General features: G+C 59.1%; 21 protein-coding genes and 1 tRNA gene. 14 read left to right on the top strand and 8 right to left on the bottom strand.

The features are described 5' to 3' along the window. Positions 1 to 87 precede the first annotated feature (87 nt). Both katG and H1S03_RS04685 read left to right on the top strand, forming a co-directional pair. Positions 88 to 2,292, top strand: a complete 2,205-nt coding sequence (gene katG, locus H1S03_RS04690; protein WP_185803384.1) for a catalase/peroxidase HPI — start codon at positions 88 to 90, stop codon at positions 2,290 to 2,292. A gap of 434 nt (positions 2,293 to 2,726) precedes the next feature. Further along, positions 2,727 to 4,073 (top strand): DUF6538 domain-containing protein, encoded by a 1,347-nt coding sequence (locus tag H1S03_RS04685; RefSeq protein WP_185803383.1) that lies wholly within the window; start codon positions 2,727 to 2,729, stop codon positions 4,071 to 4,073. On the opposite strand, the gene H1S03_RS04680 is transcribed toward H1S03_RS04685, so the two are convergent. After that, complete coding sequence (locus tag H1S03_RS04680; protein ID WP_221892596.1) at positions 4,036 to 4,416, bottom strand: hypothetical protein; 381 nt, start codon at positions 4,414 to 4,416, stop codon at positions 4,036 to 4,038. The two genes, H1S03_RS04685 and H1S03_RS04680, sit on opposite strands and share 38 nt — an antisense overlap. 746 nt (positions 4,417 to 5,162) lie before the next feature. On the opposite strand from H1S03_RS04680, the gene H1S03_RS04675 reads away from it, so the two are divergent. Continuing rightward, positions 5,163 to 6,695, top strand: coding sequence for a hypothetical protein (locus tag H1S03_RS04675; protein ID WP_249777807.1), 1,533 nt, complete (start codon positions 5,163 to 5,165; stop codon positions 6,693 to 6,695). Between the two features lie 423 nt (positions 6,696 to 7,118). Here H1S03_RS04675 and H1S03_RS17455 read toward each other — a convergent pair whose 3' ends face one another. The 3 genes from H1S03_RS17455 to H1S03_RS04660 all read right to left on the bottom strand — a co-directional run bounded on the left by H1S03_RS17455 (position 7,119) and on the right by H1S03_RS04660 (position 9,592). Continuing rightward, positions 7,119 to 7,283: a hypothetical protein gene (locus H1S03_RS17455; RefSeq protein WP_249777819.1), complete on the bottom strand. Its 165-nt coding sequence runs from the start codon at positions 7,281 to 7,283 to the stop codon at positions 7,119 to 7,121. Positions 7,284 to 7,323: 40 nt separating this feature from the next. Further along, positions 7,324 to 8,457 carry a DNA cytosine methyltransferase gene (locus tag H1S03_RS04665; RefSeq protein WP_185803381.1) on the bottom strand — a complete coding sequence of 378 codons (1,134 nt, stop codon included), beginning with the start codon at positions 8,455 to 8,457 and terminating at the stop codon, positions 7,324 to 7,326. A gap of 79 nt (positions 8,458 to 8,536) precedes the next feature. Continuing rightward, the gene (locus H1S03_RS04660; protein WP_185803380.1) at positions 8,537 to 9,592 is read right to left on the bottom strand and encodes a NotI family restriction endonuclease; all 1,056 of its coding nucleotides are present in this window, start codon (positions 9,590 to 9,592) and stop codon (positions 8,537 to 8,539) included. A 170-nt stretch (positions 9,593 to 9,762) separates the two neighbouring features. Between H1S03_RS04660 and H1S03_RS04655 the strand changes: the two genes are divergently transcribed. Next, entirely contained in the window at positions 9,763 to 10,398 is a 636-nt protein-coding gene (locus H1S03_RS04655) for a DarT ssDNA thymidine ADP-ribosyltransferase family protein (RefSeq protein WP_185803379.1), read from the top strand. 87 nt (positions 10,399 to 10,485) lie between these two features. On the opposite strand, the gene H1S03_RS04650 is transcribed toward H1S03_RS04655, so the two are convergent. Further along, complete coding sequence (locus H1S03_RS04650; RefSeq protein ID WP_185803378.1) at positions 10,486 to 11,700, bottom strand: DUF3644 domain-containing protein; 1,215 nt, start codon at positions 11,698 to 11,700, stop codon at positions 10,486 to 10,488. Positions 11,701 to 12,311: 611 nt separating this feature from the next. Here H1S03_RS04650 and H1S03_RS04645 point away from each other — a divergent pair. The 3 genes from H1S03_RS04645 (at position 12,312) to H1S03_RS04635 (ending at position 16,061) form a co-directional block, all read left to right on the top strand. Continuing rightward, positions 12,312 to 12,536 (top strand): helix-turn-helix domain-containing protein, encoded by a 225-nt coding sequence (locus tag H1S03_RS04645; protein ID WP_185803377.1) that lies wholly within the window; start codon positions 12,312 to 12,314, stop codon positions 12,534 to 12,536. Positions 12,537 to 12,564: 28 nt separating this feature from the next. Continuing rightward, complete coding sequence (locus H1S03_RS04640; RefSeq protein ID WP_185803376.1) at positions 12,565 to 14,652, top strand: site-specific integrase; 2,088 nt, start codon at positions 12,565 to 12,567, stop codon at positions 14,650 to 14,652. 182 nt (positions 14,653 to 14,834) lie between these two features. After that, positions 14,835 to 16,061: a hypothetical protein gene (locus H1S03_RS04635; protein ID WP_185803375.1), complete on the top strand. Its 1,227-nt coding sequence runs from the start codon at positions 14,835 to 14,837 to the stop codon at positions 16,059 to 16,061. Between the two features lie 231 nt (positions 16,062 to 16,292). Here the strand turns inward: H1S03_RS04635 and H1S03_RS04630 are convergent, their stop codons facing one another. Then, on the bottom strand, positions 16,293 to 17,792 hold the full coding sequence (locus tag H1S03_RS04630) for a DUF3987 domain-containing protein (protein ID WP_185803374.1): 1,500 nt from the start codon (positions 17,790 to 17,792) through the stop codon (positions 16,293 to 16,295). A 420-nt stretch (positions 17,793 to 18,212) separates the two neighbouring features. Here H1S03_RS04630 and H1S03_RS04625 point away from each other — a divergent pair, with 420 nt between their 5' ends. The 3 genes from H1S03_RS04625 (at position 18,213) to H1S03_RS04615 (ending at position 19,423) form a co-directional block, all read left to right on the top strand. After that, positions 18,213 to 18,605 carry a hypothetical protein gene (locus H1S03_RS04625; protein WP_185803373.1) on the top strand — a complete coding sequence of 131 codons (393 nt, stop codon included), beginning with the start codon at positions 18,213 to 18,215 and terminating at the stop codon, positions 18,603 to 18,605. Positions 18,606 to 18,710: 105 nt separating this feature from the next. Next, positions 18,711 to 19,019 (top strand): hypothetical protein, encoded by a 309-nt coding sequence (locus H1S03_RS04620; protein ID WP_185803372.1) that lies wholly within the window; start codon positions 18,711 to 18,713, stop codon positions 19,017 to 19,019. Positions 19,020 to 19,135: 116 nt separating this feature from the next. After that, positions 19,136 to 19,423, top strand: a complete 288-nt coding sequence (locus H1S03_RS04615; protein WP_185803371.1) for a hypothetical protein — start codon at positions 19,136 to 19,138, stop codon at positions 19,421 to 19,423. A 348-nt stretch (positions 19,424 to 19,771) separates the two neighbouring features. On the opposite strand, the gene H1S03_RS04610 is transcribed toward H1S03_RS04615, so the two are convergent. Continuing rightward, positions 19,772 to 19,858: transfer RNA gene (locus tag H1S03_RS04610), tRNA-Leu, on the bottom strand. 195 nt (positions 19,859 to 20,053) lie between these two features. Here H1S03_RS04610 and H1S03_RS04605 point away from each other — a divergent pair. Both H1S03_RS04605 and H1S03_RS04600 read left to right on the top strand, forming a co-directional pair. Then, a complete protein-coding gene (locus H1S03_RS04605) occupies positions 20,054 to 20,656 on the top strand; it encodes a LysE/ArgO family amino acid transporter (protein WP_185803370.1) in 603 nt (200 codons plus the stop codon). 63 nt (positions 20,657 to 20,719) lie between these two features. After that, a complete protein-coding gene (locus tag H1S03_RS04600; RefSeq protein WP_185803369.1) occupies positions 20,720 to 21,724 on the top strand; it encodes a complex I NDUFA9 subunit family protein in 1,005 nt (334 codons plus the stop codon). Here H1S03_RS04600 and H1S03_RS04595 read toward each other — a convergent pair. Next, positions 21,721 to 22,521 (bottom strand): undecaprenyl-diphosphate phosphatase, encoded by an 801-nt coding sequence (locus H1S03_RS04595; protein WP_185803368.1) that lies wholly within the window; start codon positions 22,519 to 22,521, stop codon positions 21,721 to 21,723. The genes H1S03_RS04600 and H1S03_RS04595 overlap by 4 nt on opposite strands. Before the next feature lie 264 nt (positions 22,522 to 22,785). Between H1S03_RS04595 and H1S03_RS04590 the strand changes: the two genes are divergently transcribed. Continuing rightward, entirely contained in the window at positions 22,786 to 24,225 is a 1,440-nt protein-coding gene (locus H1S03_RS04590; protein WP_185803367.1) for an NAD(P)-dependent oxidoreductase, read from the top strand. Positions 24,226 to 24,384: 159 nt separating this feature from the next. Then, positions 24,385 to 24,810 (top strand): GFA family protein, encoded by a 426-nt coding sequence (locus H1S03_RS04585; RefSeq protein WP_249777806.1) that lies wholly within the window; start codon positions 24,385 to 24,387, stop codon positions 24,808 to 24,810. Positions 24,811 to 24,813 lie beyond the last annotated feature (3 nt).

Raw genomic sequence — 24,813 nt, 5'->3', positions numbered from 1 at the left:
AAAATGCAAATTAAACTAATCGCGTAGGTCTGCTATACGATTCCTGTCCGGGCTGTGTGGCCCGTGGAAATCTTAGGGAGAGTATCAATGGACGGCAACGATTTGACACGGCTGGACAGGTGCCCGGTCATGCATGGCAGCACCAACAGAACCCGCTCGAACAAGGAGTGGTGGCCCAACCAGCTCAACATCGGGATCCTGCATCAGAACACGCAGGCGGCCAGCCCGATGGAGCCGGATTTCAACTACGCCGAGGAATTCGCAAAGCTGGATCTGGACGCCTTGCGTGCCGATCTGGCGGATTTGATGACGGATTCGCAGGATTGGTGGCCGGCGGATTACGGCCATTACGGCCCGTTCTTCATCCGCATGGCGTGGCACTCCGCCGGAACCTACCGCACGGCGGACGGGCGCGGCGGGTCCACCTCGGGCACGCAGCGATTCGCACCGCTGAACTCCTGGCCCGACAACGGCAACCTGGACAAGGCGCGCCGCCTTTTGTGGCCGGTGAAGCAGAAATACGGCAACCAGATCTCGTGGGCCGACCTGTTCATCCTGACCGGCAATGTCGCTCTCGAAACCATGGGCTTCGAAACCTTCGGCTTCGCCGGCGGGCGTGAGGATATCTGGGAGCCGGAGCAAGACATCTATTGGGGGGCCGAGACCGAATGGCTGGCCGTGTCGGGCGGTGAGGGAACCCGCTATACCGGTGATCGTGAGCTGGAAAACCCGCTCGCAGCCGTGCAGATGGGCCTGATCTACGTCAATCCCGAAGGCCCGGACGGCAACCCCGATCCCGCCGCATCGGCGCGTGACATCCGCGATACGTTCGCGCGCATGGCGATGAACGACGAGGAAACCGTTGCGCTGGTCGCCGGTGGCCACACCTTCGGCAAGGCGCATGGCGCAGGTGACGTGTCCCATGTGGGTGCGGAGCCCGAGGGTGGCAAAATCCACGACATGGGTCTGGGCTGGCTGTCCACCTTCGAATCCGGCAAGGGCGTGCACACCATCACCTCCGGCATCGAGGGGCCGTGGACGCCGACGCCGATCACCTGGGACATGACCTATTTCGACCACCTGTTCGGCAACGAGTGGGAGCTGACGAAATCCCCCGCCGGTGCGAACCAGTGGCAGCCCAAGGGCCTGCCCGAGGATGCGAAGGCGCCGCAGGTCGATGGCAACGGCAAGGTGCCGATCATGATGACCACCGCCGACATGGCCCTGCGCATCGATCCGGCATATGAGGCGATCGCCCGCGATTACCACGCCAATCCGCAGAAGTTCGCGGATGCCTTCGCCCGCGCATGGTTCAAGCTGACGCATCGCGACATGGGCCCGAAAAGCCTGTATCTCGGCCCGCTGGTGCCGTCCGAGGAACTGACCTGGCAGGATCCGGTCCCCGAGGTCGATCACCCGCTGGTCTCCGACGCGGATGTGGCGGACCTCAAGGAAAAGGTGCTCACCTCCGATCTGAGCATCTCGGAACTGGTCGGCACCGCCTGGGCCTCCGCCTCGACCTTCCGCGTGTCGGACCGTCGTGGTGGTGCCAATGGCGCGCGCATCCGTCTGGCCCCGATGAAGGACTGGGAGGTCAACAATCCGGCGCAACTGTCCAAGGTGCTGGACACGCTCGACGGTATCCGCGAGGCGTTCAACGCGCAGGGGGAGGTCAAGATCTCCATCGCGGATCTGATCGTTCTGGCCGGTGACGCCGCTGTCGAGGCCGCGGCCAAGGCTGCCGGGCAAACGATCACGATCCCCTTCACCCCCGGCCGTACCGATGCGACCGATGCGCAGACGGATGCAGAATCCATCGCCGTGCTGGAGCCGATCGCAGACGGATTCCGCAACTATATCAAGCAGGAATACAAGGTCCCGACCGAGGAACTGCTGATCGACAAGGCGCATCTGCTGACGCTGAGCGCGCCGGAAATGACGGTGCTGGTCGGCGGAATGCGGGCGCTGGGTGCGAATTTCGACGGCTCGGACACGGGTGTCTTCACCGATCGCCCCGGCACCCTGACCAATGATTTCTTCGTCAATCTGATGGCGATGAACACGGTCTGGTCGCCGGTGGGTGAGGATGAGCAGATGTTCGAGGGGCATGATCGCACCAGCGGACAAAAGCTGTGGAACGCTTCGCGTGTCGATCTGGTCTTCGGCTCGAACTCGCAACTGCGCGCCCTGGCGGAGGTTTTCGCCGCGGAACATGAAGCCGAACGTTTCGTCGGACGGTTCGTGAAGGCGTGGTCCAAGGTCATGAACGCCGACCGTTTCGACGTGAAGTAAACCGGCCTGACTAAGCCTTGCCCCACCCCGTCGCGCACGTTCGCGGCGGGGTTTTTTATGCCGAACTCTGGGGGATAATCCCGACTGTCATGGCGCGATCCGCGCCGCATGCCGTCAGTCGATACGGGACGAAACGCCATCCACCTGAACAAGGCCTAATAAGCGCCAAATATTTCCGGGGGTATGGAGGAAGCGTGTAAATCACCGAGATACTCGGCCGATTTATGGTGCCCAGGAGAGGACTCGGCTGCTCGTGTTATGCGCGGATAAAGTTACTTGGATTCCCTTATTTATAAGGATATATCTCGACAATCACCGTGGGGGCCCTATATCGCGTGTGTAGCAAAAATGGTAGCAATTTGTGGGCCAGAGCACTTGGCGAGCATTATACCGGGCGATATTGGTGAGATCGTCTATATGCAGGGGTTCGGAACATGGCAGGCAAGGCGAAGAGAGGCGGGATATGGCATTTGCGAATGAGGGTTCCCAAGCGCTATAGGTCAATCGAGTCCCGTCGCGAGATACATCAAAGCCTCTACACTGGTGATGAACGCGAAGCAGCTGCGCGACTGGCAGTTGTCGAGCGTCAGATCATGGCTGATCTCGATGCAAGGCTCTCAGGCCGAAATTCAGGGTCACGGGACTACTACGAGGCGATCGCCAAGTTGGCCTCAGCTCGATCGTGGGGATACCAGACAGCCAGTGAGTTAGCAGCTGGCCCCTTAGATGAGATTTTGGCTCGGTTCGCATCTTTGAAATCGGAAGGTGATGAACCTGGGTCACCGGTATCGGTCGCGGCTTTCGGCGGTGTAGAGCGGCCCAGACTCTCCATCACCGAGGTCGCCGACTCGATGAAGGATTGGTTTCGTGCGGAGGTGCGAGACAAGGATCATACCCAAACAAGAACATGGACATACCGCTGGAAAAGACCGGCGAGCAAGGTAGTCGAGTTGCTGGGATACGACCCGGTCTTCGGCGAAATTACGCGTAGGCAGGCTGTCTCGCTGCGGGATGCTCTGCAAGATCGGATCATTGACGATGACATTCGAGGAGATACCGCCCAAAAAGAACTTAGGAACCTCTGCTTGCTATGGGAAAAGTTCCATATCCACCTCGGGATCGACGAGCTCATGATCCCCTCATGTCCATTCAATGGGCTGGCGAAGCGCCTCAACATCCTCGATGAAGAAAGCAGGAAGGCGGAGATACCTGTCGAGTATCTTGAAAAGATCTTGGCGGTCGGCGCGCTTGACACGCTGAACACCGACACGCGTGACGTAATTTATGCGCTTTCCGAAACGGGGTGTCGTCAGGCCGAGGTCACGGGTCTTCCGCCTGGGTCTATACATCTTGAGGACAACGTGCCGCACATCATGATCCAGCGTGAAACTGGAGAATACAAGCGGGAGATCAAGAACAAGTCATCGAAGCGTGCAATACCCCTCGTTGGTCGAGCCCTCGAGGCATTCCAGCGCAATCCTGAGGGCTTTGCCAGATTCCGGGGCAAGGGGTCATTCTCGGCAGAAGCGAACGATGGGCTGCGCGAACTTGGGCTACTCCCTGACGATGTCACCGTCGGCGGCATGCGCCATATCTTCGAAACCAGGCTGCGGAATGCCGACGTCCGAGACGACCATATCGCTGAACTGATGGGACATTCTGTAAAAAAGGCCAGGGGCAGGGAAGTCTACGGGGACAAAATGACGCTTGAAAAGAAGCTTGCATACCACAATCGCATCATGATCAACTCCGAGCCGCTCGCGCGCCCTTCTCACGCCTGACGCGGCGGGCTCGCTCGATTGCGCTCTCAGTTTGGGAAAGCGCGTCGATCTCGGCTTCTACACGCGTAAAGATCGGCAGGTAGGCTTCCCCGTTGCCGGGATCGCCGATCATCTCAGCAATATATTCGAGAAGTTCGGTAAGTTCCGCACGGCGAGCTTCACGGGGCGGGGAGCATCCGTCGCAAATCATTGTTTTTATTGACCTCAAGCGATTGAGGTCAGGAAGTGCAGTCGTTAGAAAATCTGGCGTTGCATTTGTGATAATAATTTCATAATTGAAATATTGCGTTACAATAAGGCCGCCATAGCGTCGCCAGATCATAACATAGAGGACTGAGATCATTGGCATGTTGCTCGGATGAATAAAGAGCAAGAACGCCGGTTATGACGACCGCGCCAACAGCGACACGTCATATATTCCCTGATATTCCGAACCTCAACGCCCGCTATGCCAGGTGGATCGAGGCAAACGCGCGGCGCACCAAGAATTGAAAGGAGGTCACAGTGCGCGCGATCTCATCGTGCGGGCTATTGTTGCGGATTGATGTATTACTTCGTTGCGTTGCGGCACATCGGGCAACCGGCTGCGAGTGAGGCTCCAGGTCGACCGGCTCGGTCCATATGTGCGCCACCTTTTTGTTGACCCTGCCCCGGGCCGGCGGCAGCCGCACCCATGTAGACAACTATACCCTTGACATCCACCCACCGCACAAGAAGCAACCTTTGAGACTGCTCTATCGAGATCAGCGGTTTCCCGCGCCCGGGATTTCACAAGATCCTCGAGAGCTATAATCGAGGGGTGAATCGCTGAGAGACCAGCTCTCGACCATGGGGCTTTGAAAACCTTTATGGATACTGCCAAAAGTGGCTCCGGCGGTAGGGGCAGGTGCCAAGCAGCAAAAACCACTGATATTAAAGGAACGTTTCCTCAGAGTCCGGATCGAATTCGGCGGTGTGCGAACAGATGTGCTGTAACCTGTGCATTTCGTCAACAGGTGCACAAGGTCTCCGCAACCCAATCAGCGAACCGGATCGTATCACAGCAATGGTGACCGTATCGCACAGCAGCGTGATCGAAAACTCCCCCGGATGCATGACCGACCTTTTCGAGCATTCTACAAGATGCGATACGGATGCTCCGCAGGGCATGCACTGCACGCGGAATTGAGTGACTGGATACTGGATGGAGTAGCCGTGCGGGAGATATTGAAACTGCGCTTCGACGCGCTCGCTGGTTACGCGCGAGACCCAAGAGCCGTTCTTTCCGGCGAAGAGGTGGCATACTTCGAAGACGAGGGCGGGACGATCCTGGGGATGCTCATACGTGACCGGTCCGACAACGACTTCTCGGGCATGGCGTTTGGCCGGGACAAGAAGCTCCGGTTCAGATGGACTTCGATGACCGACTTCTTCCAGGAACCGGAACAGGCGCGCGACGCCTTGGCGGAGCTGGTGGCAGACCTGCTGGAGAAACCCGATGAGTTTCATCACCAAGGCGATGAGGTGGGTGCGCCGGTCGACTTTTTCACACCTCTGCACGCGCCTGAAGCGCTGCATCCAGATTACATGAAAGTTGCGACGGAAGGCGTATTTTCCCCGGCACGCGGCATCATCGAACCTATGATGCGTTGGCATGAAGATCTCGACGGCAATTTCGTGGAACAGTTCCAGTCTACGGCTTTCGATCAGAGAGTCTGGGAACTGTATCTTTTCGCAACCCTGACCGAACTCGGGTTTAGGCTGGACGCTGATCATGCTGTTCCCGATTTCATTGGGCGGAGCCTTCGGGGAGAGGTTGCGATTGAGGCTGTTACAGTGGGCCCCACGCGCATGGGCGCACAGATCGTGCCACAGCCGCCGATCGAGACCGTAGAACAGCAGCATGCCTACCTGAACGACTACATGCCGATCAAGTTCGGCAGTCCTCTGTTCAGCAAGCTACGGAAGAGATACTGGGAGCAGCCTCAGATCGCGGGGATGCCGCTGATCTTTGCGGTGGCGGATTTCTCCTCGCCGGGCTCGATGGTCTATACCCGATCAGCGCTTGAGCGGTATCTTTATGGTTACGATTATACTGCTGATCAAGATGAGCAAGGCAATGTGATTGCAATTCCAGCGAAGCTCACCGAACACCGTTGGGGCGATAAGGTAATACCTTCAGGATTCTTCGATATTCCTGACGCTCAGTATATCAGTGCAGTGATATCGACATCAGCCGGGACGATTTCCAAGTTCAACCGGATGGGGGTAGTAGGAGGATTCGGTGCTGGCGATGTGCTGATGATCAGGGAAGGGACTTGTATTGACCGCGACTCCGGCGCGACACATCCGCTCGTCTTCAAAGCAGTGGTGAACGCGCCGGGCTACCGCGAGAGCTGGGGAGAGGGTCTGAACGTCTATCATAACCCGCATGCCAATATCCCACTTTCAGATAACCTGTTTCCCAGCGCTGCGCACCACCGATGCGACGGTGATGGGAATTGGGCCACGGAAGCACCCGACTTCCATCCTCTGGCGTCGAGAACGCAGCTTTTCGGTGGCGTAGATGTTGCCAACGCGCTCGCAGAAATGGATGGACCAGCGATCCGCTTTTGGAAGCATAGCCAAGGGGAAGCCGATTAGAGCTCCCACCTATTTCGTGTGCCAGTCTCGCCGTTGCCTCTGACTGCCTTCTCGTCGCAGTGCTGGAGCCAGGGCTTCGCCCATGCTGGTTGGAACTGTTTCTGATCGGTTTTCGCCCCTGCCTGGCCTCTTTTCAGTGAGGTGGTCCCGGTCAATCTGGTCGAAAGTGTCGGTCCTACTGCGCACTTTCGATTTCGAGATATGGCTTATCGCCGCGAACCCAGCTGACGATGCGGTCGAGGAGCTCATCCCGACCCCATCGACCGGCGCCAACCAAGCAGCACTCCCACACGATCAGAACACGCCAGCCAGCATCCCGAAGCGCAGCCTCGTTTCGAGCGTCACGCTCGCAATTCTTGGCGATCTTGGGGCCCCAGTTTCGGTGTTGGTCTTTGGAGCACGCCCTAAGCAATCATGCCCATGTCAGTAGCACCCGTGCACCTGGATGCCAGCGCGCCACTTGATCAGCACCAAGTCAGGACGACCTGGCAAGTCATGGCGATGAATCCTGGAACGGAATCCGCGGGCATGTAGCCCTCGGCGGATGGCCATTTCAGGAGCAGTGTCCTTGGATTTAATCCGAGACATGTTCTCGGATCGGGACATGGGAGATTTTACCTGCGCCATTTCAGGCGGCGGCGCCCTCTGCCTCCGCGGCCTCGGCGATCAGCTCGAACAGTGTGAGACCTATGGCCTTGCCAAGCAGTGGAGGCACAGCGTTCCCTACCTGAACGTATTGCTCAGTCTTTGAGCCGACGAATTGGAAACTGTCCGGGAACGATTGCAGCCTCGCCGCTTCGCGCACAGAAATTGCACGATCCTGCTCTGGATGAAGATAGGCGCCCCAATGAATGTCACACTTGGTCAGGATCGTGCAGGCCTGTCCATCCCAAGTCATCCGGCCATACCGCTTCGTGTGGTCCGATCTTTTCGCGCGCTTCATGCCAGCCGGAAGAAGGTCGAACGGAATATCTCTCCAGCTTCCGCCCGGAGGAATGTGGGCCAATCGCTCAACGTTCACTTTGCCCAAGCGCGGTGCCGCGTGGCAGCTGACCTCAACTGCGTTTCCGCGAAGAGCCTTCTGGTATTCGGTCTTCGGCTCTACAGGATAATTCTGGCACCCTGGGTTCTCCCCATTCTCCAGCGGTGGTAAATCACTGATAGCGTCGGCGATCGTAACCAGCGGCTCCAGGCCCGGTCCATGGGTGGGCTGTGGATGCCTGATGGGAGCGCCGATCCGGTTTCCGATGAACACTACCCTGCGACGCTCCTGAGGAACCCCATACTGCTCTGCCCGCATGATCTGGTATTCGACATTGTAGCCGAGGGCACGCAGCTCCGTTTCAATCGCGTGGACGGCCTCGCCACCAGCGATTGAGAAAATGCCAGCGACATTCTCCATCACGATCCATTCAGGATTCAGTCCCTCAACCACGCGAAGATACTGTCGGAAGAGCTGGGCCCGCTCATCGTGCATGCCGCGCTGGTGATTATATACCGAATAGGCCTGACATGGCGGCCCGCCGACGAGGACCGTCAGCTCACCTTTTTTCAAGCCGGTATCGCGGAGGAGATTGTCGATTTTGAGGTCTTGGATCGGCTCGCCGAAGAACTTCGCGTTCGGGTGAGTTGCCTCGAAAGTCCTACCTGCCGCTGCGAACAGATCATTCCCGGCCAGAACCGTAAAGCCGGCCATCTCCAGCCCCGCAGACAACCCTCCTGCGCCGCAGAACAAATCTACAGCGGTCCTCCGCTTGCTCATGCTTGGCTTCCTGTATGTTCTTCTTTCGTTTCCATGGCTGCTACCACATTTCGACGACTCGAGCAACTGTAGAACGACATCATGGAGTGTCCAACTTGATCCGGATGCGGTGCTCGAACTCTGATTTCGCAACCGGGTTCCCGCCCGTCAGGCCTTCAATGGCACGCTCGAGGGTTGTGTATACTTGGCGAGTGGTCACGAGCCTGAACGGCTCTCCAGGCGCGTCCCGGACGAAATCAACAAGCCACCACACGACATCGCTGTTTGAGATCTCCGGAACATGCTCCATGTAGCCCATCGATTGGAAGAAAGCTTCGTCGACAACAACAATCATCTTCTTGCCCCATCGGCGAAGGGTCGGGATCTTCGTCTGGAGTTGTGGCATCAAGCGCTTTGGCCCGCTGCTTCGGTAGTCCGGGCGCCGTCGCGCCGCTGGCATAGTTGCCCTCCCGCCGCTATCCCGCATGGCCCGAAACTCGATCCCCATCTCACGGCCCGAAAAATAGACAGCCTGGATCTCGACGGCACACCACTCGAGCGGATGGCCCGGAGGAGCGGTCGTGCCAACAAGGACCATGTCGATCCGACCAACATCCTCACCGGGCGCAGAGTCTAAGTTCCCCGTCGACTCGAGAAATCCGACCTCGCCTGCTTGGTGGGGTGATGGATCGTTCAGGAGTTCTTGGCCGATGTCACAAAACACTGCGTTTCCCTCATGGAATCGATACGGGCACATCGCCCTCAGATACCCACGATCGCCTTCGACAGCCGAGATCGTGTCGCCGTCCGCTTCGTAGACGCGCATGGAACAGACGCCGCCGACCTTCGTGCAGAAGGGAAACGGATTGTCGGTTCGAAAGGGGCAGCGTTGCTGTGTTGTCTGGAGGGCTTCCAGACGGCTCTCGAGTGCAGTTAGGCGAATTTGTTCAGTCGGGCTGAGAACAGTCTTGGCTCGCAAATTGACGATACGATCCATCTCGCTTTTTGTAAGCATTTTCCCGGTCGGCCTGAAATTCGCCAGTTCAAGACGTTCGGCGTCAGTTAGGTCGAGAAAGGGGCGACCATACCATTCTGCGATATGGAACTGACGAGGGCCAGCGGCTGCCTCATCTTCGATCAAGTCCTCGTCCGCCATGCGCGTCCCTCTGCTTTTTCAACAGGTAACCGACCGAGGATGGATTCTGAAAGGGTCATTGGCGCCTTCGCCCAAAAAGCAGACTGTGAGGTCGCCACTTGCAGGTGCCACCGTTTCGGGAAAGAACAGTTTGCAGCTCAAACCCACGAGAAATTCGCTACCGTTGGCCAATGGACAGCAACTCGATCAAGATCTGCTTGGAAGCACGCGAGCGTGGCATCACCGCGCTCTACCATTTTACGCCACTGCCCAACCTACCGAGCATCCTGGCGGACGGCCTTGCCTCCCGGCAGGTCCTGGACGCGCACGGGGTGTCCTATTGGTATACCGATGACTGGCGCGCTGATGGCCGTGCTGATGCCCTCTCGCTGTCGATTCAGGACATCAACCGGTCGATGTTCTCCGCCAAGATCCGCACCTCTCGATGCCGCTGGGCTATCCTCGAGATAGCGCCGTCGGTCCTCTGGACGCACAGCTGCCGATTCTGCTGGGCCAATGCGTCCTCCGGACCGGTGCTCAACTACACCCGATATCTTGGGGGTCCATGGGGGTTCCGGCGGATGTTCGAAGACTGCACCGTCAGCGCCATCGACTCTCGCTGGTCGCGAGGAACCTTTGGCACGCCGGACAACCGTCCGACGCTGAACGATGCCGAGGTTCAGGTCTTCACGCCAATCGACCCGGATCTCATTGTGGACGTTACCGTAGCCTCGGAATGCGACCGAGTTGACCTTGAAGTTTGGATGAAAGCGAATGACCGGGTCAGGCCGGTGGCGGTCTATCCAGACATTTTCGCAGCCCGCTGAGCACATTAACCGCAACCTCCTCCCAATCAAATTATTGATCGCGAGCTTGAGAGCGATCAATCTCCAGTTCGTTCGGCCATGCCGTGATCATCGATACCGATCGCCTTCCGCCCCGCAGTGGGCGATGACCTCATCGATCCATCGGTCAAACCAGACCCAGTTGCCATAGTCGCCAATGCATCCGTTGCCCTTGCCGTCCTTCTTTGCATCGAGCTTCTGCCAAAGCTGCGTGTGCTGGTGGATCTTGAACTTCGGAAATCCGGCTGCCTGGACCTTCTCTACGACCTTGCCGGGTGGGTAGCGGGTCTTGTTCACCTCCTTGAGGATGATCTTCTCGATCTCGCCTGCCTCTGGGCTGCCAGGGGTGACGATCTGCACGGCTGTATCTGCCGCGCCGGGGTTCTTCGCTGTAATCGGCACGAATCCGTAGGACATCCGGTAGGCGGGGTCCTTCATCAGCTCTTCGCTCAATCCATTCTCAAAGGCATCGATGGCCGCCTCGAGGTTCTTCGGCAGTCCGGCCGCCTTCTTCAAGGCGGACCGCTGTTCTGCGCCGAACGACACGAACTGGAGCGCGATCGGCAGGCGCTTCTCGAGGCCGTATTGGGCGCCGAACTCCCTTTTGAGAAGGTCATTGAAGTTCAGTGCACAGGACTGGAGCTTGGCGCCGAGCGCATCGTCAATTCTGCTCGTCGAGCGATGTTCGATCTCGTGCCGGATCTCAACCAGGAACTTGAGGTTCTTCGCGACACCTCCCTTCGCAGGGCATTTGCCTTGTTTCAGGCAGTGGGTCAGTTCCCAGAACTTGTCGGCACCTTCTTTAGTCTTCTGGCCTTGGTATCGATAGTCGATCCCCTGGCGCTTGAACCATGCGTGAAGGAGATAGGTCCAGGCGATGATCGAGGTGACGATGAAGAGCTCCGCGCGAAACGTCAGTCCCGCGCTGTTGAACGTCTGGACGGCGGCGATCATGGCCTCCCGTGCCTTGATCAGGAGTTCGTCGCCGCGGACGCTGAGGCCGGTCTCATGGTCGATGTCTGGCCAAGTCGTAAGAAATGCGTCGAGGTCCTCGTCGCTCGCAGGCTTGACGCTCTTGTGTTTCGCCTGCCCACGGATTTCGCTGATCAGTCGGTGGTTCACGGAGCGGGTGGGGCGGGTGAAATAGGCGAGAATGTCCTGATCGTTCGTGAAAGGCGCGCCGCGGGCGATCATGCTTTTCACGATCGCGACCTCCCAATTCTCCAGGGTGTTCCCTCGCCGACGATTCTTCTTCGGCTTCTCGTTGTTGCCGCTGTCTGCCATTCTGCACCTCTCCAGAGATCAGTAACAGGCCCCGAATTACCCGCAAAGTGCTGATTTGCATCTTATCTTGGTGGGATCACTAACCGCACCACTTCAGACAGGACATGCGCCGAACTCGAGGAAGAGGCGCGATAACTGCGTGCTGCGACGGCCCGCCTCGGCGGCGAGATCATGTTTCACGAAACCCCTTGCCGGGTGAAGATATATATCACGGTGAGCGACTGAAGAATTTCGCGGACCGTCTAAACGCTTCCGAGCGCCCCACCTGTAAAGGATCGCTCCTCGGAGAGTGCCAGTAAACCACCCGTGCCACACGCCGGTTCATGGACCTGGCGAATGATGCGGCAGCCAGTAGGTGCATCGGAGTTGCGCCAAATATCGAACCATCTCGAAACCCTTTGGTGCCCCATGTTTTCGTCAATCCAGGTTCAGTCCCGCCGAGATGTTGTGGTGCCTGCTAATCCTGAGAATTTCGACTTCTGTTCGCAGGATTAGCAGCCGTCCAGCGCCGAATGCGACGGAAATTTCCAAAGACGTTCAAATTCTTTCCGTCCTCGCTTTGTTCTCAATGCGTGGGGAGTAAGTCCCTCGAAGAAAAGGAGAACGAGACGATGACCGAAGATCGATACCTGACTGTAGATGATGTGGCACTGGTTCTGAGAAAGCACCCCAGAACGATCCGCGACTGGATCGTGACGGGCTGTGTCACCGAACGCGGGCGTATTCACCTTGACGCCACGAAGGTGGGTAAGTCCTGGCTGATCCATCCCGAATGGCTGGAGCTCTTCGAGCATCGAATCCGCCCTGTGTGGAGGGCGGATCTCGATCTCGAGTGAGCCCCCGGCAACGGGAAAGGAAAAAACATTGTCGCTGCAAGACCAACTCCGCCACCACCTCGATACCTCGGGACAATCTATGCGTGCCCTGTCCGTGCAGGCAGGGCTCAATCCGAGAGCCGTTTCGGATATTTTAAGCCGGCCCGGCCATCGTCCAGATCGGAGCACAATCGAGTCCCTTAGCGACGCGATGAATGTTTCACTGTCCGATTCCGAGCCGCGCATGACCTATGCCCAGCTGATTGCTCGGCTTTCTAAGAAAACCGGCGACACGACCCTTGATCGCCGGAACGCAACGCTCGTGTCGCGCTTGAAAAAAGTGATTGGTGCCGCACGGTGGATTCCCGAGATCGATGAGGTGGACCGCGGCAAAGTTATCAAATGTTTCGCGCAGTGGTCTCCTGCGACCCTCGGGCTCTCAAAGGGAAGTTTTCATAACTACAAGGCCGACGTCCTGGCAGCGATCGATGCTGGCTGTGGCAGCAACCGAAAGCCGGGCATCCGCGACGTCATCGGACTCTACCGGAAAATTCATGAGGACATCCAAAATTCTGATCTGCCCCAAGACATGAAATTGATCTCTGGCTCATTCCTTTACTTCCTGGATCAGGCGGGCCTGCTTCCGATCGAGATTACTCAGTCCCTGCTGGAGGAATATTATCGCCAGCGTTGTGCAGATGGAAACAAAACCGAGGCCGTCTGCCGCAAGCACGTCAAGCGCGTAGCCGCCCTCTGCACCCGCCTTTCTTCGGAGGCCACATTTTCGGAGTTTCAGTTCCCCGCGGTGGATCATCCCTTCGACGATGGAAGGGACAAATATGGGGTCCCGACGTCGGTCCTGGGACCGCTTCTCCAGCAATTCGACGGGCCTGTTGCGCGATGGGCTATGGGCGAGGAGTCGCGTGACGGGCTCTCCTACGAGGCATTTCTTAATGAACTGGATAAGACCCAGCCGCAACGCCCTATGACCAGCAAGCTGGCCCTACTGAAACCAAAGCCAAACCGGCGAAAGAAGACCGAGGAGGAGCGTCGCTCAACCGGTTTCCTCGTAGAGGACGAGACGTGGTCACAAGAGACGCTCGCGAACCGCCGAGGCATTTTGATCGCGGGAGCGAAGGCACTCTATGCCGCGACCGGATACCTGATCGAGTGCGTCGAGGAATATACCGATCCGGCCGTGGTCGAGGGCGTTCTTGAAGCCGTCCAGGTGGGCAATAGCGGGGGCGAGTTCCCGAGCAGCTACGCATCGACGCTCGGTAAGGCGATAAAGAAGCTGGCCCGCGATTACGTCGGTCGGGACCTGAAAGAGATCGAAAGTATCGCGTCCACGATCAAGGATTACGCCGCCGGCGGAAAGGGGATCACGAAACGTAACAAGAACAAGCTCCACCAGATCATCGGGGATAGACAGCAACGCCTGCTCGACCTTGGAGAGATCCTTATCGAGGAGATCAATTCCGAGCTGGACCGTCGGGTCCGCAGAAAGCGCGGCGCGAAACGCATCGACCAGATCGACGCCGAACTGGCCCGCGACGTCATGTGCGTGCTCGCCAGCGATATCCTGCTTGCCCGAGCGCCGCGCAAGGCAAACCTGACCTGGGCAAGGCTCTCATGGATCTCCTGGCGCGGGGATCTTGCGACGATCACGGTGCCGAATGTTGAGGTCAAGATGCGCACCAGCGATGATCCGGATTTGCCCATTCCCCTGGGGGAAAATGAATCGCGTCGGCTTCGGTTGTATCTCGACAAGATCCGCCCGAAGGCCCTCCGCGCGGGCGACGAACGCAACCCCTTCCTGTTCCCTGCACAGGGGTCCAGTGTTGGCCGGGACAAGCCCTTCGTGGGGCTGCTGGAGCGGCTGATGCGTCATACGCACCGGATCACAGGAATTCGGATGAACCCGCATCTCTACCGCCATTTCCTCGGCTGGCTCTGGCTGAAGGAAGACCCGGACCGGTTGCCCGACGTGCAGCGTCTGCTCGGCCACACAAGCCTCGAGACGACCCTCACGTTCTATGCTGAAATCGATGAGAACCTCGCGCTCGATCGCTGGCAAAAATACCTGGCGGACAAGAAGTCGCGACACCCCAAGGCCTTCAAAAAGAAAGGAATCTGATGAAACGAATTCTTGGAAATGAACCGTTCTCTGCCGCAGCCTGCATTTTGCAAGGAGTCCGTGCTGCGTTGAGGGAGGAGCGGCCGGATCTCGACCCGGACCCAGTCCTGCATGAGCTCCGGGCTTTCTCGGGGTGGCGGGGCGGGGCACGACCGCTCACGGTTCCTCCCACGCGACAGGAGATGGACGACTACCTCGCGGAATGTTCGACTCAACACGGCGCCCATCTCGCTGCTCTCAAGCTGCACCGCGTCCAGACGGCGGCTCCGGCCCTCTGGGGCATGCCTTACGCTTCCATGATCGCCATCGTCCGTCGGCAGCGCCAGCGTGCCCCCAAGATGAAAAGGAGGTCGAAAACGGACTCCCTTCTCGCCTTGATCGGGCGTCTCCCAGATGAATGGCAACCCGGGCTGGTTGCAAGGATGGGTTCCGAGCCAGGAAACCGGAAGCTCAAGTGGAGCGCAGATCATCTGAACTCCGTCACGCACGCTCTGCTGCGCTGGCTTGCGTGGTGCGACGGCTCAGGAAATGACATCAGGCCCGCGGGCATGACCTTTCATGCCTACGCCTGCGATCTGAGCGCGGAAGGCGTCTCGAAGCGCAGCGCGAGTGACTATCTCGGGCGCATCCTGTCGGGATATTCCACCGCATGCGATCCAGGGTTCGCCAGCGTGGCCTGCGAGCACGTGATTTCCGGCCTCAACGCTCGGGGTAAGGTCGAAGGACGTCCGACAAAAACCGGCGAACAGTTGGTCGGCGCATCGACGATCTTCGACCTGGGAATGGAGATCGTCGGGAACGCCCGCGCCCTGGGGCCGAGGGATCTCTTCGCAGCGCGCGATTATCGCAATGGCCTACTCCTCGCCTTGGCCGCGGCGGTGCCCCAGCGGGCGAGGGCGCTGTCGCATTTTGAAATAGGCCGGACCATCATGCTCCTTGAGTGGCCGTGCCTCCATGTCAGGCTTCCGGGGAGCGCGCTGAAACTCCGGGAATACGAGAAAGAGTATGGAGGATACGACCGGGTTCTGGAGAGTCCGGGGCTTTGGGATGCCATCGACGAATACAACCGGGTGTTCCGTCCGCTGTTCGATGACGGTAACGCGATGTTCCCAAGCATTCTGGAGGTCGGTGCAAGAGTTTCGGCCGCGCGACTGGGCTGTCTCGTGGGCAATCTCACCCATGCGCATCTTGGGGTCCGTGTCAGCGTGCATCGCGTCCGGGACAACGTGGCCACTGAGGCATCGGAAGAGCTTCTCGGAGGCGGTTACATCGCGCCCGTTCTGCTCGACAACCGGAATCCGGCAACCACGATGGCAAGCTATGACCACGCTCAGGGCGTTCGCGCTGCCCGGGATCATATAAAGTTCGTCGCCTCTCGGCGATCGTATTCGTCCACCTTGCGCCTTTGAACAGGATCTCGGTTCTGTCTCCGCCAGCCGCCGCAACTCGCTGAAACCAGGTTCATTTTCCTGATGTATTGAATACGGGTCCATTCCACCCGCACGGGGTGGGACCAACCCGTTCTCAACAATTTCTCTATAGAGCTTCAACCTCCGTGAACCGCCGCTCAATAGAGCGCGTGAGGGTCAACAGACCGACGCATTCGCTCGTGATGGCCCCGGGCGGCAGCCATGACGACCTCATGCTTTGGGATTGAGCATGTAGGCCCGACGGCGTTTCTTCCCGTCCACCACAGTTCCCTCCGGGAGCTTAGCGACCCATCCATGCTCGATAAGGATTGGAAGAGCTTGATCCATCGACTTCTGGTTCCGGGTCCGGACGGGACCTTTCTGAAGGATGAGGTCGGTAGCGAAACCGCTTCCCGGGACGAGGTTGCTCTTGAGCCAATCAAGCAATTTCTGAGCGTGGGTGACTGTTTCCTCATTCGTTCCAGCGACACAGAGATACTTAAACTGCCCCAGGTGGTATTTGACAATACCGATGGCATTCTCCATCGCTTCCTTGCAGATTTCGGTCGCCTCTTGGTCCTCGTAGAGCGTCATGAGGGCTGCAATCCGGCATGCATGTTCCGGGGCTTTCGCGGCGAAGCTGCTGATATCTGCTGCCCATTTTCCGCGTCCGAGTTCGACCTCGATATCATCGTGGAAGGCCACGCAGGCTGAAAAGGCATCTTCGGAGAGCTCGAGCGTCTTGTCGCTGGGGTTGTCCAAGGTGTTGCGCAGCGCTTCGGCGGTGATGTCTTGAAAACCCTCCACGATGGCGTCATCGGAGGCATCGGGGCGCCGGTAGCGCCGGTTCCCCATGTTGCTTTCGGGCCAGGCCGGCAGCATGCGCGCGAGGATGCCTTGCCCGAGCATGAACTCGTTCCCGAAGGACTGGCGTATTAAGTTAGGTTGGAACATCAGGTTCAGCGTCGTGGATGTAGGCGGAACGTAACCGTCGCCCTCCTGGGTCACACGCGGCCGGATGAAAAAGGCGCCGTCCCAGAGCTTGGAGATGATTCCGCAGGTCAGAGCCAGTTTGTCCTGGGACATTGAATGACCACCAAAGAATGTTGCGGCTTCGTCGGTAAACCATCCCAAGAACCCCGCACCGGAAGAAATTGCTTTGAAAGCACCTTCGATTGTCGGCTCAGTAACAACGAAATTCGGGCACACCGGCTCTTGGGGCTTCGGTTCACCCCGTTCCAAGGCTGCGAGCTGTTCCTTGTGCTCTTTGAGCCGCATTGCATGCTCCTCACGAAGTTCCAGAACGGTGCGGTTCACGCCCCCCATCGCCCACTTGTCCGTTGCGCTTTTCCGTTCTCCGGAAAGTGCGACGAGAACGAAATAGCATGCCGCGTTGGAAGGTGAGCCAAGGGTCTGGACCTTTGCTCGGCCGGCCATTGTCAGCGATACGACTGCGAGCACCGACTGCGCCGCGATTGCCTCCGGGGCCTGTGTCTTGTTGCTGATCGCCTGAACCACTTTTAGGAGCCCAGGGCTCAAACAGTTCAAGGGATAATCCATCGCCGGGGCTTCGGCATGGGGGAGCGGTGAAGGCTGGTGCCATTGAAGCTTGCTCTCGCCTTTCGGCATCTTGACACGTGTGGACGCTTTTGGTGCGTCATCGGTCTCGTGTGGGTGGGGCGCCCCTCCAAAGGCACGGTGGAATGATTGAAAGATAGAAAACTTGGACACGACGGCTCTCCTGTATGCTCGGTGTCCTAACCAGATCGGTCGATCGCATTTTCGGCAGAAACGCTCGGATGCAGAAAAACGTGGCGGTGGGCGAATTTTTTTTACAGGGCGAACGCGCGCGCAAGCGGCCTGTCGATCCGTCTCCCTTGGGTGTGAGACGGATCGAAAGGCCGCCCGGCGGCGCGTCGGGACAAGGTGAACGAGGGTCGGAGCGGGTGTAGGCCGAGTGCGCAACCTTCTGCTCCCCTGACGCTCCTTACGATGGCGTAGATCGGGCTTGGCCGCCCGCTGTCATCTCTGTGAGACAGCGGACAGCAGAGCCGATCTCGAGGTAGATAAAGTGGAGGGTATCGAAGAACACGTGGCATCCGGATCGACTGCTTGACCCGCGCATGACGCGGAAACCAACCGGAGCCTTTCATGAAAATTGAACCGAAATCCGCCTTCGTTGAGGAAAATTCACATGTGTCTTCTCCTGAGCCGATCCTCCTTTTCATCTCCGCCCATTATGAGGGGCTGTGGTATGCAACCCATCGGTTGGGAGGCTGTGAAACCGCACGGCTTGTCGACCGGTGCGTCGAACTGCTCCTGCGCGATCGCTGCCTGACGCGGCGCACGCGGATAATGCTGAAACAGATCCTGGACGTGATCTCTCTGGAGAACGTCGACGATCCCGCGCTTCCATACATGGAGCACTTTGCAGCGATCGACCCTCTCGACCCCGTCGTCGAGGAAATTTGCCTGCTGTCAGATGGTTTGCGCCATGCGTTTGAAGGTTCGAATGCAACCATCACCCGTGAAGCCATGGCGTAACCCCCAGCGATAACCCTGACATCGCCGACGAAGCTTGTCGGCGATCTTGACGGCACAAGGCCATAGTTCGGCCAGTCGGTCGGCCCTTCGTGCCTGGAGAATAACATGAACAAAATGGTCGATTCTGAGTGCCTTCTTCTCGTTGCGCTCGACGCCAAGGATTTTCTGCGGCGCCATGGGAACAGCCTCACCGAACTCCTGGACCTTGTCGCAGGTGCAAGGGGGGTCGATGCCTATTGCACCGCGGACCGACTGCTGGATGGGATCAATCCCGATACGCTCGGCGGGGGGAAAGCACTTCGGGAAATGCGCGATTTGCTCGCCGAAGCCGACGCGCTGAACAGCCAGTTCGCAGCATCTCTACGGTGGCATGGTGCGCGACTTAGCGATCTCGCAGCACGCTTGCCGGGATAAACAATGGGTCCTGATCGAAAGCACATCAGGACACCCATGGCCGCTCGGGTAGCAGGGGCAAGATCCTGTCTCGAGCGGTTTGACCTGACGAATATACCAGAGCTGAGGATGCCCGCATGGAAATTACCATTCGAAAGATCGTCGTCGTCCAAGACCTCAAAAGCCGGGATCTTGAAGCTTACTACGGAAGAGAGCTGCTATGGACGAAGACGCCCACCGAGCCTGGCAGCGCGGAGGAAGTTGTCGAATTCTACACCTTCACCCTGATCAAGCTCCTCACGACCTTGGAGCGGTTATCCAACCACAAGCAAATGTCCTTTCTCGCGCGAGCTGAAGGAATGAGCGATGCAGAGTTGAGCGCGCCACGGTTAGGATTGCTCGGAAATTATCCGGAGCGCGGTTGAACTTCCTGCGCAAAGACCATCACACCCGCCAGTATTGCTCGCGGACCAGAAGCTGAACCCCTTGTAAAGCCATCTGAGGAGGGAGGATTGGTCACTACGAACGCTGATCAAGCTGGATTAGCGCAAATGCGGTGCCGGCGTTTAGTCGCTGTATAAGTTTCTCCCCGGTGATTTTGTGACCCCGAGGGCGAGAGAAACTGTTACTCGGCATATCTGACAACGCGGTGCCCGAAAGCCGTGGGTAGCAAAAGTGGGAGCAAAATGTGTAGCAAATTGGGCATCCCGCAGTGCGAGAACTATCAAATTCCCTTATTTTATTGGACTTTCGAAGCCAATTAAGGAAATTTGTGGTGCCCAGGAGAGGACTCGAACCTCCACGTCCTTTCGAACACTGGCACCTGAAGCCAGCGCGTCTACCAATTCCGCCACCTGGGCAGGTGTCGTGAAGGGGCGTTTAGCCTTGCTCAGGGGGGGTGTCAACGGCATTTGCGTCAGAAAGTCATCTCAGGATGCAGATGAGGTGAGGCGCGGCGCGGCTTCGACATTTTTAGCGTCGCCGCGCGGACAATATTCACCGTTCCTCTCAACCAAAGGTCGGGCTATCAGGTTACCCTCAGGGGAGAATTATAAATGATCGAAGCCGTTCTTGCCGGTTACGGGCTGAGCCTGGGACTGATCCTGGCGATAGGCGCGCAGAACGCGTTCGTCCTCAGGCAAGGCCTGCGGGGGGAGCATGTCTTTGCCATCTGCCTGACCTGCGCGGCATCCGATGCGCTGCTGATCCTGGGGGGCGTTGGCGGCTTCGGGGCGCTGGTATCGGCGGCCCCGTGGATCGAGCCGTTGTTTCGATATGGCGGCGTCGCGTTCCTGCTGGTCTACGGGCTTCGCAGCTATTACGCCGCCCTGCATGTGTCAGACGGGTTGGAGCCTGCCGAGCAGGCGCCTGCGCGGTTGTGGCCGGTCCTCACGACGTGTCTGGCGCTGACATGGCTCAACCCGCATGTCTATCTCGATACATTGGTGCTGATCGGGTCGGTTTCGACTCAGTTCGACCCATTTCGCTGGGCCTTCGGCGCGGGAGCGGTTCTGGCATCGTTCAGCTTCTTCTTTGCCCTTGGCTACGGCGCGCGGCTGCTGCGACCGTTATTCGCACGTCCATCGGCCTGGCGGGTGCTGGATGCGCTGGTCGGAATCGTCATGTGGGCCATCGCATTGGGTCTGCTTGTGGGCTGATACACCCTTGCCGCGTGGGGCGTCGCCAAGTATTCACGTTTGCAACAGATGCAGGAGCGCGCAATGAGCAGCCACACCACCCTAGTCACGGCCCCGATCGTCACGGTCTTTGGCGGGTCCGGTTTCGTCGGTCGCTACATCGTGCAGGCCCTGGCGAAGGAAGGGTGGCGTGTCCGGGTTGCGGTCCGCCGCCCGAACGAAGCGATATTCACCATGACTTACGGGAATGTCGGGCAGGTCCAGCCGGTTCAGGCGAACATCCGTGACGAGGACTCGACCGCCGCCGCCATCCGTGGAGCGCAGGCCGTGGTGAACTGTGTCGGCATCCTCTACCCCCATGGCAAGCAAACGCTGGACACGGTTCAGGTCGAGGGGGCCGGACGCATCGCCCGCCTAGCCGCGGCCGCCGGGGTGCAGAAACTGGTTCACCTGTCCGCCATCGGTGCCGATGCGAGCTCCGACAGCGCCAATGCCCGCACCAAGGGTGAGGGCGAACGCGCTGTTCTGAACGCGTTTCCTGACGCGACGATCCTGCGCCCTTCGGTCGTGTTCGGGCCGGAGGACGAGTTCTTCAACCGTTTTGCCCGGATGGCGACCAAGGTGCCGGTCTTGCCCGTGATCGGCGGAACCAGCCGGTTCCAGCCGGTGTTCGTGGACGATGTGGCCATGGCCGCAGCGACCGTGCTGCGCGGGGATGCGGCGCCGGGCATCTACGAACTGGGCGGACCCGACGTGGAAACCTTCCGCGAGCTGATGCAACGCCTGGTCACCGTTATCCGCCGCCGCCGCGTTCTGCTGACCATCCCGATGTGGGCGGCACGGCTCCAGGCGCGCTTGTTCGGTCTTGTGTCCAAGCTGACCTTCGGACTGATCCCGAACTCCATCCTGACGCTGGACCAGGTGCGGCAGCTCGGCCAGGACAACGTCGTGGGCGAAGGGGTCAATACCTTTGCCGATCTGAACATCAAACCCCGCGACATGGATGCAATCCTCGACAGCTATATGTGGCCATACCGTCCGCACGGGCAGTATTCCGAGATTCTGGAATCGGCGAAAAACCTGCGTTAAATGTAGGCCACGCCCAACAGGATCAGGCCCAGCACGATCCGGTAGATCACGTAGGGCGTATAACTGACCGTCTGCAGGAATCGCATCATCAGCGTCAGCGCGATCAGGGCTGCACCTCCGGCAAAGACCGCAGCGATGGCCGCGTCACGCCAGATTTCGGGGCTGGCTGGCGGAATATCCAGTGCGATCAGCCCGCCCGCCATCAGGATCGTCGGGATCGACATCAGCATCGACAGCCGCGCGGCGGCAATACGATCATAGCCCAGAAACCGTGCGCCCGTGATGGTGATCCCGGATCGCGACGTACCGGGAATCAGCGCGACCGCCTGCCACAGGCCCATGATCAGGGCATCGCGGATTGTCCAGCCTTCCGCCTTTCGCCGCTGCGCGCCGATCCTGTCCGCCCAGTACAGAACGACGCCGAATATCAGCATGGCCCAGCCGATCACCGCGATGGAGCGCAACTGATCGCTCATCCCCGTCAGCTTCAGGATCAGCCCGACGATCACCACCGGAACCGTGGCGACGGCCAATGTCAGTGCAAGCCGTGCCGCGCTGGTGCGAAACCGACCGCGCAACACATCGACCCCACCGCGCAAGGCCAGTGCGACGTCTGCCCGGAAATACGCGACAACAGCCACCAACGTGCCCATGTGCACCGCGACATCCAGAGTGACGCCCTGATCCGCCGTTCCCATCAGCGCCGGAAGCAGGATCAGGTGGCCTGAGGAGGAAATCGGCAGGAATTCGGTGATACCCTGGATCAAGGCGAGAAGCAGAAGGTCAAACAGGGGCATCTGGTTTCCAAACGGCGAATCGGGTTCGGCGCTAGGCTATAGTGGTGTGTGCCCCCTGTGAATCGACAGTATAGGTCCGGATCGGACCTATTAATTCGGCGATGGAGCCGCTATCGCCGTGCTCTCAGAAAAATATCCTCGCATAAGGTCAGCACTTATGACTTTATATTGTTCCCGCCCTGTTATACTAACCCCCGTAAATGCCTGAAAGGTGCGTCCGCTCCATGAGAGGATGACGCGATATCAGTATACTGGAAAGTGAATATGGCCAAGCAAGTGATGTTGAAGTTCACCGATGTGCCCCGGCTGATGCCGGAGAAGCGCGAAGCCGACGCACGGACCGAGGATTTCGACGAGATCTATCGACAGTTCGCGGACGCGAAGGCCGCCGAGCAAGCCTCGCGCTGTTCCCAATGTGGCGTGCCGTTCTGCCAGACGCATTGCCCGCTGCATAATAACATCCCCGATTGGCTGAAGCTGACGGCGGAGGGGCGCTTGCACGAGGCATATGAAATCAGCCAGGCCACCAATACCTTCCCCGAAATCTGCGGCCGCATCTGTCCGCAGGACCGCCTGTGTGAGGGGAACTGCGTTATCGAACAGTCGGGCCACGGCACGGTCACCATCGGCTCCATCGAGAAATACATCACCGACACCGCGTGGGAAAAGGGCTGGGTCAAGCCGATCCAGCCTGCGCGGGAACGTACCGAGAGTGTCGGGATCATCGGCGCGGGTCCGGGGGGCCTGGCCGCAGCTGACATGCTGCGCCGTGCGGGCGTGCAGGTCACGGTCTATGATCGCTATGACCGCGCCGGCGGCTTGATGGTTTACGGCATTCCCGGCTTCAAGCTGGAAAAATACGTGACCGAGCGGCGCAACACCCAACTCTCGGAAGGCGGTGTCGAACTGCGCATGAACGTCAATGTCGGTGAGGATATTTCGTTCAGCGACATCAAGGACAAGCATGATGCCGTCGTCATCGCGACCGGCGTCTACAAATCCCGCGATCTGGCGGGGCCGGGTGCCGGTCTGGGAGGAATCGTGCGCGCGCTCGACTATCTGACCGCCTCGAACAAGCATACGCTGGGCGATCACGTGCCCGAATTCGAGAATGGTGAGTTGAACGCCGAGGGCAAGCGCGTGGTGGTGATCGGCGGCGGTGACACGGCGATGGACTGCGTGCGCACGGCGATCCGTCAGGGGGCCACCAGCGTCAAGTGCCTGTACCGGCGCGACCGGGCCAATATGCCGGGATCCCAGCGCGAAACCCAGAACGCCGAGGAAGAAGGCGTCGAATTCGTTTGGCTCGCCGCGCCCAAGGGATTCACCGGCGAGGGCAGCGTCAAGGGTGTCATGGTCTCGAAAATGCGCCTCGGCGCGCCGGATGCGACAGGTCGGCAAAGCCCCGAGGAAATCCCCGGCGGCGATTATGTCGAGGATGCCGATCTGGTCATCAAGGCGCTCGGCTTCGAGCCGGAGGATCTGCCCGCGTTGTGGGGTCAGCCGGAACTGGAAGTCACCCGCTGGGGCACGGTAAAGGCCGATTTCCGCACGCATGAAACCCCGATGAAGGGCGTCTATGCGGTGGGGGACATCGTGCGCGGTGCCTCACTGGTTGTCTGGGCGATCCGCGACGGGCGTGAGGCGGCGGAGGCGATCCTGTCGCAATTTGCCGCAACGTCAAAACCCGTCGCGGCGGAGTAGAGTACCGAACAGTTCGACAGAAGCGGTGCGACCGCGCCATAGCTGTACTGCACCAGGCAGGCGGCGGCGCAGCACGGACAACATGGGTCAGGCATTCAGACGCAAGGCCGCAAACGCAATCTCAACGGTTCCCCGGAACCGGGTGGAGGGAGAGGTGACATGGCGACGGGAAAGTGCATGTGCGGGGCTGTCGTCCTGACCATCGGCGAACTGCCGCATGAATACGGGACCTGCCATTGCGAGATGTGCCGCCGCTGGGCGGGCTCTGCGCTGCTGTCGGTCAGCGTGCCGCAGGACGATCTGACGATTGCAGGCGCGGAACATGTGCGCACGATCCAGTCCTCGGACTGGGCGGAGCGCGCGTGGTGCGACAAATGCGGCAGCGGCCTGTGGTATCGCGTCACCGCCGACGTGCCGCATGCCGGCACCTATGAAATACCCATCGGCCTGTTGGACGATGCGAACGGGCTGACCATGACCCGCGAAATATTCATTGATGAAAAACCGGATGCCTTCACCTTCGCGGGAACGCGCGAACTGATGAACAGGGCCGAAGTTCTCGCGCTGTACGGCGTGACCACTTAAGGA

The sequence above is a fragment of the Pontivivens nitratireducens genome, from assembly GCF_014235845.1.
GTDB lineage: Bacteria > Pseudomonadota > Alphaproteobacteria > Rhodobacterales > Rhodobacteraceae > Pontivivens > Pontivivens nitratireducens.
The sequence above is the reverse complement of the archived record's forward strand: the minus strand, read 5'-3'. Positions and strand labels throughout refer to the sequence as shown.